Source organism: Rhizobium sp. PP-CC-3G-465 (assembly GCF_004343445.1).
Lineage (GTDB): Bacteria > Pseudomonadota > Alphaproteobacteria > Rhizobiales > Rhizobiaceae > Ferranicluibacter > Ferranicluibacter rubi.
The window spans coordinates 1-14,151 of record NZ_SLYH01000023.1 but is presented as its reverse complement, the minus strand read 5'-3'; the positions used below and the strand labels follow the sequence as shown (position 1 = coordinate 14,151).

The window sequence follows — 14,151 nt, the reverse complement described above, 5'->3', positions numbered from 1 at the left end:
GTTATGAACATCCGAATCGTTGCCAAGGCGCTGGGCTTTCCCGCGCTGATCTTCTCCACACTAAGCGCTATCTCCAGCGCTGCTTATGCACAGGAATGCACGCTCATCATTGATGCGCGAACAGGGGTGACCGTTGAAGAGACGGGAGAGTGCGACCATCGATATACGGCCGCCTCGACGTTCAAGGTTGCACTCGCTCTCATGGGCTATGACTCGGGAATCTTGACAGACGCCCATAGCCCACTGTGGAATTGGCAGGAAGGCATGCGAGCGCCTGCGCGGGATAAGAAGCCGGTCGATCCGACCATTTGGCAAGCAGACTCCGTGCTTTGGTATTCCCGTGAACTCGCCCGCAACCTGGGCGCTCAACGCTTCTCGTCCTATGTCGGCAGCTTTAATTACGGCAACATGGATATCTCGGGCGAGCCGGGGAAACGAAACGGGCTATCTCATGCCTGGATCGCCTCGCTAGCGATTTCGCCTCGCGAGCAGACGACGTTCATCCGTCGCATGCTGGCCCACGAGCTGCCCGTTTCCCCCGCTGCAATCGAGCAGACAATGGCGATCGTACCGACCTTCAGCACAAGATCGGGGTGGCGTGTCCACGGGAAGACAGGGAGCGGCTGGACGCGCGATGCGCGTGGACAGATTCAGCGCAGCAGACCGGAGGGTTGGTTTGTCGGTTGGGCCGAGCGCGAAGGTCGCGTGGTCGCGTTCGCGAGGCTTGGCATCGGCATCGTCGAAGGTCGCCAAGGTCTGATCGAACAAGAAAAGTTACTGGCGACTCTCGACAGCCTTTAGGCGTGACCACACTGAGCCATAAGTTAGATTGATGCGTTTTTTCATTGCCACTATCACTGCCTTCATCATTTCCCTGCTTGCCGTTGCGGTCAACGCGCAGCCATCCCGGCAGCAATTCACCGTGCCGACGCAAAGCGGCCGGGTTCTGGTCGAGGGCTTCGGGAATTGTGCGAACGCTGTATGCCCGGCCGTCCTCATCTTGAGCGGCAGTAAAGGTTTTGGAGCGCCCGTTTATGACGAGATCGGTCAGACGTTCCAGGCAGCAGGCTTGAACGCCTATCTCGTTCATCTCCTGTCGGCGGCCGATCTCGACACCATCGCCACGGCAAGCGGGGCGCGGGCGCGGATCGCTTATTATGCGCAGCGGTTGTCGGATTGGACGTCCGCCGTTCAAAGCGTGGCCACCTACCTGAAGGATCAACCGCGCCACGGTGGCAAGATTGGTGTTTTGGGAATCTCCCTTGGCGCGGAGACCGCTTCGGTCGCAATGGTCGGACGTGCCGATATTGACGCCCTGGTGCTGGTCGATGGTGGTTTCCCGAACGGATATTCACAGCCTGTCCGCTCTTTGCCGCCGCTGCTGCTGATTTGGGGAAGCGCCGACCAGACGTTTCCATTGTCGATCGTCCGGGAACTGCAACAGACGGCACAGCGTCTTGGTGGACCTGCTATCCTCGATGTTTACGACGGCGAGGCCCATGACTTTTTTCTGAGATCGGCAAGCCACAGCGCCGGCGCAGCTCACCAGAGCGCGGCCGAGTTTCTGGCGGCTCATCTGTCGCGTTAATCCTGATTTTGCAACGCTGCAAAAGTCAGCTTGTCATGTCGAGCAAAATTCGGGATTTTTGCGAAAGCTCAAACGGCATGTGCCAGTGCCTTCCGATCATCGCGCAGCAGGAACACCATCAGGCCAGCTCCAACCGCAAACCCGGTTGAGATCGTCCAAACCCAATCGTAACGCATGGTCAGGTCGAAGATGTAACCGCCAGACCATGCGCCCGCCGCCGCGCCGAGGGAATGGCCCGCCGAAATCAATCCCATAGCAAGCCCCATGACGCGCAAGCCTATATGACTGGCAACGAGGCTTGCCGTGACGGGAACCGTCGCATAATCCACCGCGCCGAACAGGACGGCGAACACGACCAGCATTTCATAGCTGGCCCCGATATTCATCAGGATCAGGAAGGTCAGTCCACGCAACAGGTAGATCGAGCCAAGCAGCACGACCCGGTTCATACGATCGGTGAGCCAACCGGCCCCGATCATGCCGAGCATGTTGACGGCCGAAAGCGCACCATAGGCGGCGGCGCTCGGAACCGGACCGAAACCGCAGAATGAGGCATAGGGCAGGAAATGCGTTTCGATCACGCCGGCTGTTGTGTAGCCGCAGAGCAAGAAGCTCCAGAACAGCACATGGAACGCCGGCTTTCGGACGATAGCGCCGAGATCGGCCTTCAGCGACGATGTCGCCTGTTCGTGGGCGGCTTGCGCGCTGCTCTTCTCCGTTGGCGCCAGCGTCCACCAGAGAAGCGGGATCAGGGCAATGCACCCGACCCCAATGGTGAGAAAGCTCCATCGCCAACTAAACACCGCCAGAACCGCCGCGATCAAGGGCACGATCAGGAATTGCCCGCCTGTTGCGCCTGACGTGGCGATGCCGGTGGCAAGCCCCCGGTTCCGGTCAAACAAGCGGGCAATGGCCGTCGAAACGACATGTGTGGCGACGATACCGAAGCCGAGCGCCGACAGGCCGCTGAAGGCGAAAAGAAACACATATGCGTTGCTGGTCGCGGAGACGATCAGGCATCCGATACCGACGAGCGACAGGCCGAAGGCGAGCGTTACCCGGACCCCGTGCCGATCTACTAAATGACCCGCGAAAGGAGCGACTGCTGCCATGACCAGCAGCGCCGCCGCCGCCGACCCGGAAACAAAGCTGCGTGACCAGCCCAGCTCCTGCGCCCAGATCGGCATGACGAGGCCGAGCGTAGCGCGGGCCGAGAAGGCCAGCGCTAGCGCCAAAAAACCGAAGGCGACGACCGCCCATTGCAGAAATGATGTTGGTAATTGCTTCGCGCTCATGAAATCCCCCGGATAGATCGAAGGACCATTCCTCGAGCGAGCGCCACTTCGCAAACGATGGTTTTACCGCCTGTGTTTAGCTGTGCTAAACATGGCCATGACCATACCGCTGCCCTTGCTGGAAACCTTCGTCGTCGTCGCCCGATCCGGACGGATGCGGGAGGCCGCGCTCACGCTATCGCTGACGCCCGGCGCGATCAGCCAGCGCGTGCGCGAGCTGGAACAGCTGGCAGGGTGCCGCCTGTTTTCTAGAACACCAGCAGGCGTGACCTTGAGTGAAGCAGGGCAATCGCTGTTCGCCACGCTGGACGAGCCGTTCCGCCGGATCGAAGATGCGCGGCGCGCACTGGAAAGACCATCGACCCGCCGGGTCAGGGTGAGCACGATGGCATCCTTTGCCGTCAACTGGTTGGTGCCGCGCCTGCCACGCTTCTCGCAACTCCATCCCCATATCGACATTGAATTGGAAACGGACAGCCGTCTTGTCGATCTGAAACGCGAGCCGGTAGATATAGCGATCCGGCACGGGCTTGGAGAGTATCCCGGCCTGGTCGCAGTGCCGCTGATAGCGCCGGAGCTGATCGTCGTGGCCAGCCCGTCATTGCTCCAAGGGCGCGCAGTGATCGAAACCCCGGCCGATTGCCTTTCCTTTCCGCTGCTGCATGACATGGACCGGGCTGATTGGCGCTTGTGGTTCGAGGCGCACGGAGTGCAGGCCTCCGCAGAACTCTCCGGCCCATCCTTCTCTGACGACCATCTGATGGTAAAAGCGGCTGCCACAGGGCAAGGGCTTGCGCTGGTGCGAGATGCCTATGCGGACGACGATTTGCGCACCGGCCGTCTCGTGCGGGCGATCTCCATCCAGTGGCCGACAAACTTTGCCTATTACGCGGTTAGCGCGGCCGAGGCATTGCAGCGGTCGGTAGTCACCCACTTTCGGGATTGGCTGGTTTCTGAAGTCGCCGCTGATTCGCAAAAATCCTAACATTCGCGAATTTGGGCTGGCTCTCCGAGATATAGGGTGATCAAGCGGACTAGCTCTGTCTGCATCGCAGGGTCGGCGATGGCACCACGCCGTGCTGCATTGTGGATCACCCCGTCAATCGCGTCCGAAATCACGCGGGCCGCGACATGATCGACTGGGTTGGGCTGGCGCTTCCGGTACGTGGCGACGGCTTCGGCGTAGTAGGAGAGATATTCGATCTCGAATGCGCTGTTGGGGTTGCGATACCCTTCAGAACTAGGAGCTTCGTCTAGCAGGACACGATGCAGGCCAGGATACACGCTATGGGCTGCGACCACGGCTTGCACCAGTTGCGCCGCGAACTCTGCTGGCGATACTCCCTCCGCGCGGACTTTTCGCATGACCCCCATGCTGTCATCCATGTGCCTATGGCGGATCGCATCCACCAGAGAGAGCTTGTCGGGGAAATATTGGTAGAGGGAACCGATGCTGACGCCGGCCAGCTCCGCGATCCTGTTCGTCGTAAACCCCGCCCATCCTTCATCGCTCAGAATGCGAGCACCGGCCTGAACGATCGTTTCGACTGTCGCGCGGGACCGGGCCTGTCGCGGCTCCTTACGCATAACGGATTGCTGCTTTGCAATGCGAGTAGACAAAAAATCAGCTCCGTAGAGAATGTGCAGGACTTGCTCACATTTTTAAACCTCGAAAGGATCGATGGCAATGAGCACCTTGCTCCAGACTCTTTACGGCTATCACGCCTGGGCCAATGTCGATTTATTCAAAAAGCTGGAAAGCTGTGACCCTGAGAAACATGGAGCAGAGCTGCAAATCGCTCTTCGGCTAATCAGCCATTATTATGTGGTTTCGCGGATATTCGCCGGTCATCTGCAAGGCACTCCGCATGGCTTTACCTCCGATAATCTCGAAGAAACGCCACCACTGAATGAGCTGCGGGCCGCCGTCATATCGTCTGACCAATGGTATCTCGACTACCTTGGCACAGTCGCTACCACTGCACTCTCCGAGGCAGTGGCCTTCACCTTCACCGATGGCGACAAGGGCTACATGACGCGTGAGGAAATGCTAATCCATGTTGCTCAACATGGAGGCTATCACCGGGGCGAGGTTGGCCGCGTTCTCTGGCAACTTCCCATCACTCCGCCGTGGGACACGTTTGCGGTCTATCTTCATCAGGCCGAACCAGCGCGGCGGCAGCAGAGCGGCAAGCAGCCGGTTCCGGCCTGAAGGATAAGCTCACGTTAATATCGTCGCGGGAATCCTGATTTTTCATGTGCCGCTTGATATTGCTCGTGTGAGCACACTAAGGTTTTCGCATCGACCGAGTGGCAACTAGGGTTCCGGACGGCAGCGCCGTCGCTGGACCGAGCGTTGCAGAAACCGTGGGTGTTCCACGGCTGCACCCGAGGGGCAAAATCCCAGAGGAGGAGAAGTCGAGATCAACCGGCGCCTTTGGCGCATAAGGAGGTCTCGATGGCGTTTGCCTCGCTGCTGCTTGTTGTCCTTGCATCCTTTATCCATGCAAGCTGGAATCTTCTCGCCAAACGGGCCGCATCGGTCGGCCCGGTCTTTGTCTTCGCCTATAATCTGATTGCCTGCGTCGCCTATGCGCCGTGGGTGCTCTACCTGCTCATACAAGGCGACGGCATTGCCTGGTCATGGATCGGCGTCGTCCTCCTGCTGCTCAGCGGCTTGATTCATCTGGCCTATAGCCTTTGCCTTCAGCGCGGGTATCAGGTCGCGGACCTGTCGGTGGTCTATCCGGTCGCAAGGGGAACCGGCCCGATGCTCTCCACGATCGGCGCGTTCTTCATCCTTGGGGAAATGCCATCCGGGCAAGGGCTGGCGGGATTGCTCCTCGTTGTCGTCGGGATCGGCCTCATCGCCACGCAAGGGGATCTATCCGCCTTCCGGCGTCCTGGCGGGCAAACTGGCGTGCGGTGGGGCGCAGCGACAGGCGGCCTGATCGCATCCTATACGGTGGTCGATGCCTATGCCGTCAAAATCCTTGGCATCGCCCCGGTGGTGCTGGACTGGTTCTCGAACCTGCTGCGGTTCTTCCTTCTGGCCCCGCTCGTGATCGCGAACCCTCGCCGAGCCATGGCGGCCATGCGCGGCTATTGGTGGATCGCGGTCGGCGTGGGGCTGCTTTCGCCCCTGTCTTACATTCTCGTGTTGGAGGCGCTGACATCGGGAGCGCCGCTCAGCTTGGTCGCCCCCATGCGTGAAATGTCGATGATGGTGGGCGCGCTCCTCGGCATGGTGATCCTGCGCGAGAAGGTCGGGCCATGGCGGATTGCCGGGTGCGGTGTGTTGATCGCTGGCGTCATTTTCCTGTCAGGGGCGTGAGCGCATTTCGGTCGGCAGAAACTATCGCGAAACTCAGTCGCGAAACTTTGACTTTTGCGTCTGAGTTCTGCGACGAAAATAATGCTGTAATTTCAGCGCCGATATTTTTGTCGCGAATGTTAGTGATATTGCGAAACGAGACCATCTTTCACAGCAGCGTCGACAATCGCAGCAGCAGGAATCGTGATCCACATGCTGGCGTCAACCTCACCTGCGATTTTCAGCCAGCTTCCGACCATTTCATACCCCAAGGTATAGCCGAGCCAACGTGGACGCGAGCCGCTACCATAGAACCATGCGGGATGATCATAATTGGTGGCAGAAAGCGCTTTCAGATCGACCGGAGAGCTTCGCAACTGGTCTGCCGGCACAGCTCTTTCCCATGGCTCAGGAAGGGTGCCAAGCAGGCGGCCGACAAATTGCCCGGCAAGCCCTTCGCTGACCAAAGCTTCACCGAGCGTCCAACCGTAGCCATCAGGCCCAGCCATGCGTAGGCAATGATGCACTTCGTGGACGATCTGGCGATGCAAAGCCCCATCCTGAAGGCTGGTCGCGAAGTTGGGATTATCGGGATCGACAGTCATCGCAAACAGCGTGTCACGGTAGGCACGACCAACGATCCCCATTTCGGGTATTGTTTGCCATGTCAGCCATTGAACGAGGATATCGAGGCGGGGCGGGGGCAGCAATCCGGACAACGTCCGGTAAGCCGCATCGAAGTTGCCTACGATGTCAGCCCGATGATCATCAAGCTCACCCGAAGCGCTTAGCCAATGCAATGTCCAACCGTCCATGAGGCTCCCCGCAGTAGCGTCAATTTCCATGAAACTACAGTTTAGGCCGCAGCTTCGCAAATATTAGGATATTGATGATGTGCTCACGTCTTGCAAACGCTTTCTCCCGTGTCGCAGCTATTTCAGTTTCTGGCGATCATCGTCACTCGGATTGCATTCCTGCTTGGTGCCTGGAATGTAGAACTTGTCGTCCGGCGATGGATCGGTTCCACCACCACACCCTGGCATGGTTGAAGTTCCGTCTCCACCGTTATGGCCGTTACCAATGCCGCCATTCCCGCCGTTTTGACCGCCAGCGCCTCCTGCGCCCCCTTGTCCTGGAGTGTTATTGGCCGCGTACGAGGTAAGAGGGAAGAAGATCAGTCCGGTGGCGAGCAAGGCAGCAAAGTGTTTCATGCATTCCTCCAATGAATGTCGTCCGATTATGGTCCCGCGCCTTTTTGGCTACCAAGCATCCTTGACCATGATGTGACAAACCGATCAGTGAACGCATCAGAAGTCCGGAGTTATGCATTGGCATGGCCGCCATGAGGCCTCGCGGGGAGATTGGCAGGTAGATCATTCGTAGAATGCCGGGGAATGACGTAAAGATCTCCATTGCTGACCATCATGCCCGTAGACGACGAATGCCACGCCTTCGCGTTCCGCGTTGTCTGACACCTTCTGCGTGCTTCGTCTAATAGACGGTTCATCATCCATATCGGTTATAAACATTTGACGCGTTGTCGGTTCCGCCATCGACTGGTGCATAACGGCGTCGGCAGCAAGCAGTATGCCTCCCGTCTTGGGAAGATGAACCAGAACAGACTGATGGCCGGGGACATGACCGCTGGTTTCCAGCAATTCCACGCCCGGCACAAGCTCGATGTCGCCTTCGATAAGACGATAGCGAAGCGACGGATGATCCCACGCCGCCCGATTGGCCAAAAACCGGGGATGGCCACCTTTAGCCAGTTCATATTGCTGCTGCTGTACGACGAATTCGGCGCTGGTGAACAGATCGTGGTTGCCGCAATGGTCGTCATCAAGGTGGGTGCATACGAGATAATCAATGTCAGAGGGTTTGAGTCCGATGGCCGCCAGGCGAGCGACCACCGTATCCTCCGGCCTAATTTCGATTGAAAGTCCCGGCGGATTTTGAGGATTTTCGACAAAGGACCGTGGCCAGCCAGTATCAATCAGGATGTTAATGCCGTTCGTTGTCTGAACGAGGTAACCCGGAACGGGTACATCGCCGGGCTGCATTATGCCCAGGAGAAGCAGATGAAGGCGCATGGGTCTTTTGGTCTCCCTTCGAGAAAATCTGATATTCGTCGAAAGGCGTGGTCGGTATTGAATAAATGGGACAATCGGCCTCACAAATAATAGGCAATCCCCGATGGGCCTCCCTGCGTGCCGAAGTGATCGGCCAGCGGCGTGCGAGCCTCACGGACATATGCACCTGGTGTTAGACCCAGCCGCCGTCGCCAGCTTCTTATCTGATGTGCTTGGTCGCTGAACCCATGCACGGACTCGCCGCTGTCGGACTGAACACTCTTCAGGCTGGAATGCAATCGTTCCAAATCTGCGAGTGACTTTGGCCCCATGCCAAGGTGTCGGAGAAAAAGACGATGGAGTTGCCGGCGACTAACCTGGACAGTCTCTGCGGCAGTTTCAACGGTTTCGCCACCTTGCAAGATTGAATGCGCTATAGCGATCTGCTTGCCCTCCGAAACAGGGCGCATGCTGCTCATCCTGGAAATCAGCCAATGATCCAGCAGGGCTGCGATCCGTCTCGGTTCCTGTTCCAGCCCGACGCCATTTTTCAAAGTCAGTGCGGGAGCCTCGCCGGTGAGGGCAGCGAGATCAAGCAGCATGTCGGCAGTACCCGATCCGGTATGGGGAAACAGCCGGACAAGCCCAGGAATTGTTAGCATCACCATGGCGAAATAGGTGTCTGACCATGAACGCCAGGCTCGGCTTCGTGACTGCAAACCGAGAAAAGACACGCTCGGTACCAGACCCCCATCCTCCGCTGCATTGGGACGGCCCATGTTGACGGATAGCACCGCCAGAGGGATGGGGCTTGTTCGGGTTAGGTGTCCTGCATAGTCACCCGGCAGGTCTTCAATGAACCAGTAGGCGTGTACCAGCGTGGCGAGCTTGGGAGCAGGAGGAAGAATTAGGAACATGAAACCTCCTCTTTTCTAGCTGCTTGTCTCGCTCATCATGTTTGCTAAACCTCGTTTTCGCAAAAGTCCCGAATTTTGTTTCGATATGTTAGCCCGTCATTTGGTTGCAAGAGCGAGTTGAGCGGCAAGCGCTCCAAACGCCGCCGCGAAGCCGCGGCGCATCCAGCGCTGAACGATCGGATTCGAGACGATGTGGCGGCGCAGGTAAGCGGCGAACACGCCGTAAGCCGCAAAGATGATGAAGGTCAGCGCCATGAAGATAAGGCTGAGTTTCAGCATCAGCATAATCGGGCTGGCCTCCCCAACCGCCACAAACTGCGGCAGGAACGCGAAAAAGAAAATCGAGAGTTTTGGGTTGAGCAGGTTGATGAGGATGGCTGATCCGATCACCTGCCGGTCGCTTTTGACGATTGGAGCGCCGTCGATGCGCAGGACACCTCGCTCACGGAACATGGACCATGCCATATAGAGGAGATAGGCCACGCCGAGCCATTTGAGGATCTGGAAAGCCGTTGCGCTGGTGTGGAGCAAAGCCGCAAGACCGCTGATCGCGGCTACCATATGCGGCACGATTCCGAGTGTGCAGCCGAATGCCGCGACAAAGCTGGCCCGCACGCCACCCGACAGGCCGGCGGCAAGCGTGTAGATGGCCCCTGTGCCGGGAGAGGCGACGATCACGAACGTCGTCAGCAGAAACTCGATGCTCATGCCGCTGCCACCTTGCACGCCGGCCATGATTGAAGCAGGGCGGCTTTCAGTTCCGCCATGAGGTTTGCAAGGTCTTGCGCTGCGGTCGGGTGCAATGCCTCTGCGACGATGAAGGCGGCGATCGTTTTGCTGTGAACGGCGGAGTACCCGCTTTGCCGGTTCGTCCAGCGTCGGGCGTGCGCTCGGCCGCTCCTATCCGCAAAAATGATTTCGCCAGGCTCCGGGTTTTCTATCTCGCCGGAAAACGTCTCATAGATTTCCGCGCCGGTTGCGGGCCGGACTTCCAGCCCGCCGCCGATCGTTGCTGCGTCGAAGACCGCGATCGGGACCGCGTAGGCCAGCGAAACGGCGTTGCACAGGTCGATGAGCGGATGAAGGCGCGGCAGATCGCCTTCCTTGCGAAACCGGCGCAACAGCGCTTCGGAGGCGCACCTGTATTGTGTTGGCTTCAGGCCCATCCTGGCGAAAGCACGCCGCCACGCCTGTATTTCTGGGAACTCGCCCTCTGACGATGCGGAGAGCCGGCTGGCGGCAACCGCATGAAAACGGGCGATAGCATCAGAACCATCGGTTTCGGGATGGATGGATTCGAAATGGAGGGTGCGTGTTGCAAGCTCCGGGAATTCAGACAGCATCGTATCGGCATATTGAATATCTATAGACATGTGGCTGGCTCGCTGAGGTTTTGAGCCATTGTCGCTTCTACGACGCTCTTTCGTCTTGAACGAAATTGCAGGCAGAGCTTATCGCCGCGCCGCCGCATAGGACCCCGGCGACATGCCGTAGGTGCGGACGAACAGTCGCGTCATATGACTTTGATCCGCAAAGCCGCTGGATGCAGCAGCCTCCGCCAGATCATCCCCGCGCGCGATCATCCTTTTCGTCATCTGGAGCCGGCGCTGGATCATGTAGGCGTGGGGCGTCAACCCGGTCGCACTGGCGAACCCCCGCAGCACCTGAAAGCGGCTCATTCCGCACAGTCGTGCGAGATCGTCCAGGGAGAGGCGCGCGTCCGGCTCATCATCGATTTTCGCTATGGCCGCCGAAATCGCCTTCGGGACGGATCGTGCCTCCTTGCACGTTTTGTTGTCCTCAAGAAGCTGCTCAAGCATGAGGAACAGGCGCTCTTCAGCCTGCATGTTTTGTGTCGTGCCGGAGCTTGCAGTCATGGCGGCAAAAAGTGAGCGGTAGCGCTCCGCAACGCTCCTATCCCGGATGACCGGATTGGGCAGTTCGAAGGCTCCTGTTCGTCCTTCCGTCATGTCGTGAAAAAAGGCCGAGACGGTATGCGGTTCGAAATACAGCATCTGCCAAGCCCGGCCGCCATCGCCGATGGGTGCGCCGTCATGCACCTCGCCGGGGTTGACGGTGATGATGTCGCCCGCTTCTGCTTCGACCATACCCCGACCGCTGAGCGAAACTTGCGCGCCCCTGTCGATCAAGCCGATCCCGAATTGGTCGTGCATATGGCGGCCGTAGGCGAGCGTCGTGTCGGCCTCGACGGCATCCACTCCGTCCACTACGGCGGGCTTTACCCGAAATGAGGGGAAGAAACGTTCCCTGCTGCCTTGCACTTACCAGGTCATCCCGTCATTTTTTCATGGCTCGCCTGAGCGGTTTCTGTATTTTGATTTGCAGGGTGTGTCGCAATAATCCCGATTTCTGCTCGATATGTTAGCCTGACTTTTGCAGCCCTGCAAAATCAGGATTTTTGCGACAGGGTTAAGCGACTTTCCGATCCGGATAGCGCGCCTTTATTTCGTCCTCAGTGCCAAGTTCCCTGATGAAGTCAGTGAAGCTTGGCGCGACATAGCCGACATTTTCCCAGCCGTAATTTGCGTGCTTACCAAACACCTGCTTTCGGACATAGGGGAGATACAACACGTTTCCGAAGCTTTCCGGGCGAAGATCGATCAGCAGAGTGGAGGAGTTGTCGCGTGTGAGCGGAAGCAGTTCGCGCGATATACGCGGCTTAACGCCTTCGAAAGCCGGATGAGGGTTACAGTAAGCCCTGATAGCACTGATGGTCAGTTTTGCCCAAGGCACCAAGGAGAGGTCCCCCATGATAACCGAATTTTTCTTGAAATTACACGGGAAGAAATACGCGCCGACGTTGATAGAGCCGCCGATGGCAGAATATTTCAGTAAAAACTCCCGATAGTCTTCAGTAATACGTGTTTCCAATAAGCGCTCGATCTCCTCGATGTCGTCTTTAGTGCTTGGTTGAAAGAAATCTGGACCTCCATTACTTTGCAATTCCCACATCTTGAAGAACTTCGGGTTGAGGCTTTCTAAATCCATGATCGTTCTCTTTATTCAATCATTTCGTCTCAACTATATATCTTATGTCGCGAAACTCCCGATATTTGCTCGACATGACAAGCCGACTTTTGCAGCGCTGCAAAATTAGGAATTACGCGAAATACGTCATCATGCTCTGTCACGCTCGTCCTGAGTCTTGCGAACCCATTGCCAGAATGGGTCGTCCGAGATTTCAACTTCCTCGTTTGGAAAGTCGCCTAAAATCTCTCTGGCCCTCTCCGGAATCGTGATGCCATAGCGATCGGCTAGCCATGCTCGATAGGCGCTGTTGCCGCAAGCTTCAGCGGGTGGCTCGTCCGGAAAACCTAAGCAATCGCCGCTGATCTCTTGATAACCTATCGCTAGTAGACGAAGGAAATCGAGCGGCGTCCTCCCTAGGAGACAAACTAAACCTTCAGAACCGAGGTGGACGATCTGTCGATAACCTTCATCGTCAAGCCAGAACGCAGCATATGAACCGTCTCCGCCGGTTCGCGCGAAAGGAACGAGCCGGTGCTCGATACCGGGGACAACGTCACCAAACCAACCCTCGCCGAACTCTCGGGCCTGCGCAGGCGTCGCGATGCGGAAGAGGATTGCGGTGACGCACTCCGATTGCACATCGTCGTTTGTGCCGAGCAGGCCGAGATGATCTCCAACATACGCTCCGCTCGGCATGAGGAAATCGTTCGTTTCCATCCATTCGAACAACGCCAGGAATTCCTCCGGCAAGGGTATAGCGGCTGGCATCCGGTCAGCCATCTTCTTAACATTTTCCATCCGATGCTTCTCCCGATTGTGCTGGGTCAAGACACCGCCGCCCACGGCCCTTGTCATTAAAATCCCGATATTTGCTCGACATGATAAGCCGATTTTTGCAGCGCTGCAAAATTAGGATTTCCGCGACAGTTCTTCAGGTTTGCGGGCGAGGTAAATCGCCGTGACAAAGTTCCGACGAACCTTCCCATCGAATTCCTCATTCGCGATGCGTCCGAGTTCGTTCAGGAACCGTGATCGTTCCGCTTCAGGCAGGCGGGTGACCGGCGAGAACGTTGCCGTCAGCCCTACGACCTGACGGGTCGTCAGAGTTGGGTTCCACCTGATTTCCTCATATGTCGCGTGCCCGAAACCCGCCGCTTTCAACTCGGCCATCCGCGCGTCCTTGTCGAGCGCGAACGGCCGATTGGAGTCGCCAGCATGAGAGGGGGTGCGGCTCAGCGGTTGGAAAAGGGCCTGAGTTCGGCGCTGGAACGGGTCCATGTCAGCCGGATCGCCAAAGACTGTCCACCACATGGCCCACCAACCGCCGGGTCGCAAAAGCCGAAACACCTTGGCAAGCGCGCTATCCTGCTGCAGCCAGTGAAAAGCCATGGCGGCGGCGCCGAGGTCGAAACTAGCAGAAGGCAGCAAACTGTCCTCGAAAGAGGATTGTACGATGGTCAGTGACGAACCGTAGGGCCTCAATCGATTGCCCAGGGTAGTGGCAAGCCGCGCGTCCGGTTCGATAGCAGTTATCGTGCAGCCCAAGGCAAGCAACGGCGCGGTAGCCTGTCCTGTCCCCGCGCCAATTTCGAAAACTCTAGCCGTTTGCGAGACCGCGCCTTGATCGCGCAGAATATCATAGACGCGCGGCGGATAGTCGGGCCTTGCATCATTATAAGCTTCGCTGTTCGCTCCGAACGCGCGTCGGCCCTCTTCAAGCGAAATTACATCCGACATGGCGTTCCTCGGTAGTTGTCGCGAAAATCCCGCAGACCGTCCTAAAACTCTTCGCGTGAATGAAGTCCTGCCCTTTTCAGTGCCGGAACTCTACGGGTGAAGAGATTTTCCTGATTTCGATGTCCAAAGTGCCCGACAAGGCGCTGGTGAGCACTTTTGTACCCGTATTTTGCAACAGTGCACAGAATGGCACCTTTTCATGCCCTGACGGCGGTGATCAGACCCGCAACGCCGACAAGGG

General features: G+C 57.7%; 17 protein-coding genes. 5 read left to right on the top strand and 12 right to left on the bottom strand.

The annotated features are described in order from the left end of the window. Positions 1–3 precede the first annotated feature (3 nt). Both blaOXA and C8J33_RS25520 read left to right on the top strand, forming a co-directional pair. Entirely contained in the window at positions 4–801 is a 798-nt protein-coding gene (gene blaOXA / locus C8J33_RS25525) for a class D beta-lactamase (RefSeq protein WP_110731073.1), read from the top strand. 31 nt (positions 802–832) lie between these two features. Continuing rightward, positions 833–1,588, top strand: coding sequence for a dienelactone hydrolase family protein (locus C8J33_RS25520; protein WP_132665802.1), 756 nt, complete (start codon positions 833–835; stop codon positions 1,586–1,588). A gap of 68 nt (positions 1,589–1,656) precedes the next feature. Here the strand turns inward: C8J33_RS25520 and C8J33_RS25515 are convergent, their stop codons facing one another. After that, positions 1,657–2,883 carry an MFS transporter gene (locus C8J33_RS25515; protein ID WP_110731075.1) on the bottom strand — a complete coding sequence of 409 codons (1,227 nt, stop codon included), beginning with the start codon at positions 2,881–2,883 and terminating at the stop codon, positions 1,657–1,659. A 97-nt stretch (positions 2,884–2,980) separates the two neighbouring features. Between C8J33_RS25515 and C8J33_RS25510 the strand changes: the two genes are divergently transcribed. Then, on the top strand, positions 2,981–3,868 hold the full coding sequence (locus tag C8J33_RS25510) for a LysR substrate-binding domain-containing protein (protein WP_110731095.1): 888 nt from the start codon (positions 2,981–2,983) through the stop codon (positions 3,866–3,868). Here C8J33_RS25510 and C8J33_RS25505 read toward each other — a convergent pair. Then, on the bottom strand, positions 3,865–4,503 hold the full coding sequence (locus C8J33_RS25505) for a TetR/AcrR family transcriptional regulator (RefSeq protein ID WP_422039124.1): 639 nt from the start codon (positions 4,501–4,503) through the stop codon (positions 3,865–3,867). The genes C8J33_RS25510 and C8J33_RS25505 overlap by 4 nt on opposite strands. A gap of 67 nt (positions 4,504–4,570) precedes the next feature. Between C8J33_RS25505 and C8J33_RS25500 the strand changes: the two genes are divergently transcribed. Next, positions 4,571–5,095 (top strand): DinB family protein, encoded by a 525-nt coding sequence (locus tag C8J33_RS25500; protein WP_110808468.1) that lies wholly within the window; start codon positions 4,571–4,573, stop codon positions 5,093–5,095. A gap of 159 nt (positions 5,096–5,254) precedes the next feature. Continuing rightward, on the top strand, positions 5,255–6,217 hold the full coding sequence (locus C8J33_RS25495; RefSeq protein ID WP_245507292.1) for a DMT family transporter: 963 nt from the start codon (positions 5,255–5,257) through the stop codon (positions 6,215–6,217). Between the two features lie 119 nt (positions 6,218–6,336). Here C8J33_RS25495 and C8J33_RS25490 read toward each other — a convergent pair whose 3' ends face one another. The 10 genes from C8J33_RS25490 to C8J33_RS25445 form a co-directional block, all read right to left on the bottom strand. Continuing rightward, positions 6,337–7,011, bottom strand: coding sequence for a DUF2268 domain-containing putative Zn-dependent protease (locus tag C8J33_RS25490; protein WP_110808461.1), 675 nt, complete (start codon positions 7,009–7,011; stop codon positions 6,337–6,339). A 117-nt stretch (positions 7,012–7,128) separates the two neighbouring features. Next, positions 7,129–7,407 carry a hypothetical protein gene (locus C8J33_RS25485; protein ID WP_132443040.1) on the bottom strand — a complete coding sequence of 93 codons (279 nt, stop codon included), beginning with the start codon at positions 7,405–7,407 and terminating at the stop codon, positions 7,129–7,131. 162 nt (positions 7,408–7,569) lie between these two features. Continuing rightward, on the bottom strand, positions 7,570–8,286 hold the full coding sequence (locus C8J33_RS25480; protein WP_110730934.1) for an N-acyl homoserine lactonase family protein: 717 nt from the start codon (positions 8,284–8,286) through the stop codon (positions 7,570–7,572). A gap of 80 nt (positions 8,287–8,366) precedes the next feature. Beyond that, entirely contained in the window at positions 8,367–9,182 is an 816-nt protein-coding gene (locus tag C8J33_RS25475) for an AraC family transcriptional regulator (RefSeq protein ID WP_110808460.1), read from the bottom strand. A gap of 96 nt (positions 9,183–9,278) precedes the next feature. Further along, positions 9,279–9,890 (bottom strand): LysE family translocator, encoded by a 612-nt coding sequence (locus C8J33_RS25470; RefSeq protein ID WP_110808467.1) that lies wholly within the window; start codon positions 9,888–9,890, stop codon positions 9,279–9,281. Continuing rightward, the gene (locus tag C8J33_RS25465; protein WP_110808466.1) at positions 9,887–10,549 is read right to left on the bottom strand and encodes a phenylalanine--tRNA ligase beta subunit-related protein; all 663 of its coding nucleotides are present in this window, start codon (positions 10,547–10,549) and stop codon (positions 9,887–9,889) included. The genes C8J33_RS25470 and C8J33_RS25465 overlap by 4 nt, the downstream gene beginning before the upstream one ends. 84 nt (positions 10,550–10,633) lie before the next feature. After that, positions 10,634–11,401 carry an AraC family transcriptional regulator gene (locus C8J33_RS25460; protein WP_245423353.1) on the bottom strand — a complete coding sequence of 256 codons (768 nt, stop codon included), beginning with the start codon at positions 11,399–11,401 and terminating at the stop codon, positions 10,634–10,636. A 211-nt stretch (positions 11,402–11,612) separates the two neighbouring features. Beyond that, complete coding sequence (locus tag C8J33_RS25455; RefSeq protein WP_110808459.1) at positions 11,613–12,191, bottom strand: SMI1/KNR4 family protein; 579 nt, start codon at positions 12,189–12,191, stop codon at positions 11,613–11,615. Positions 12,192–12,320: 129 nt separating this feature from the next. Next, a complete protein-coding gene (locus C8J33_RS25450; RefSeq protein ID WP_110808458.1) occupies positions 12,321–12,971 on the bottom strand; it encodes a hypothetical protein in 651 nt (216 codons plus the stop codon). A 111-nt stretch (positions 12,972–13,082) separates the two neighbouring features. Next, the gene (locus C8J33_RS25445) at positions 13,083–13,910 is read right to left on the bottom strand and encodes a class I SAM-dependent methyltransferase (protein WP_110808457.1); all 828 of its coding nucleotides are present in this window, start codon (positions 13,908–13,910) and stop codon (positions 13,083–13,085) included. Between the last annotated feature and the right edge of the window lie 241 nt (positions 13,911–14,151).

Bases quoted from the DNA above. Each gene is read 5' to 3' on its own strand.
- blaOXA (WP_110731073.1), top strand. From the start codon at position 4: ATGAACATCCGAATCGTTGCCAAGGCGCTGGGCTTTCCCGCGCTGATC.
- C8J33_RS25520 (WP_132665802.1), top strand. From the start codon at position 833: ATGCGTTTTTTCATTGCCACTATCACTGCCTTCATCATTTCCCTGCTT.
- C8J33_RS25515 (WP_110731075.1), bottom strand. From the start codon at position 2,883: ATGAGCGCGAAGCAATTACCAACATCATTTCTGCAATGGGCGGTCGTC.
- C8J33_RS25510 (WP_110731095.1), top strand. From the start codon at position 2,981: ATGACCATACCGCTGCCCTTGCTGGAAACCTTCGTCGTCGTCGCCCGA.
- C8J33_RS25500 (WP_110808468.1), top strand. From the start codon at position 4,571: ATGAGCACCTTGCTCCAGACTCTTTACGGCTATCACGCCTGGGCCAAT.
- C8J33_RS25490 (WP_110808461.1), bottom strand. From the start codon at position 7,011: ATGGACGGTTGGACATTGCATTGGCTAAGCGCTTCGGGTGAGCTTGAT.
- C8J33_RS25485 (WP_132443040.1), bottom strand. From the start codon at position 7,407: ATGAAACACTTTGCTGCCTTGCTCGCCACCGGACTGATCTTCTTCCCT.
- C8J33_RS25480 (WP_110730934.1), bottom strand. From the start codon at position 8,286: ATGCGCCTTCATCTGCTTCTCCTGGGCATAATGCAGCCCGGCGATGTA.
- C8J33_RS25475 (WP_110808460.1), bottom strand. From the start codon at position 9,182: ATGTTCCTAATTCTTCCTCCTGCTCCCAAGCTCGCCACGCTGGTACAC.
- C8J33_RS25470 (WP_110808467.1), bottom strand. From the start codon at position 9,890: ATGAGCATCGAGTTTCTGCTGACGACGTTCGTGATCGTCGCCTCTCCC.
- C8J33_RS25455 (WP_110808459.1), bottom strand. From the start codon at position 12,191: ATGGATTTAGAAAGCCTCAACCCGAAGTTCTTCAAGATGTGGGAATTG.
- C8J33_RS25450 (WP_110808458.1), bottom strand. From the start codon at position 12,971: ATGGAAAATGTTAAGAAGATGGCTGACCGGATGCCAGCCGCTATACCC.
- C8J33_RS25445 (WP_110808457.1), bottom strand. From the start codon at position 13,910: ATGTCGGATGTAATTTCGCTTGAAGAGGGCCGACGCGCGTTCGGAGCG.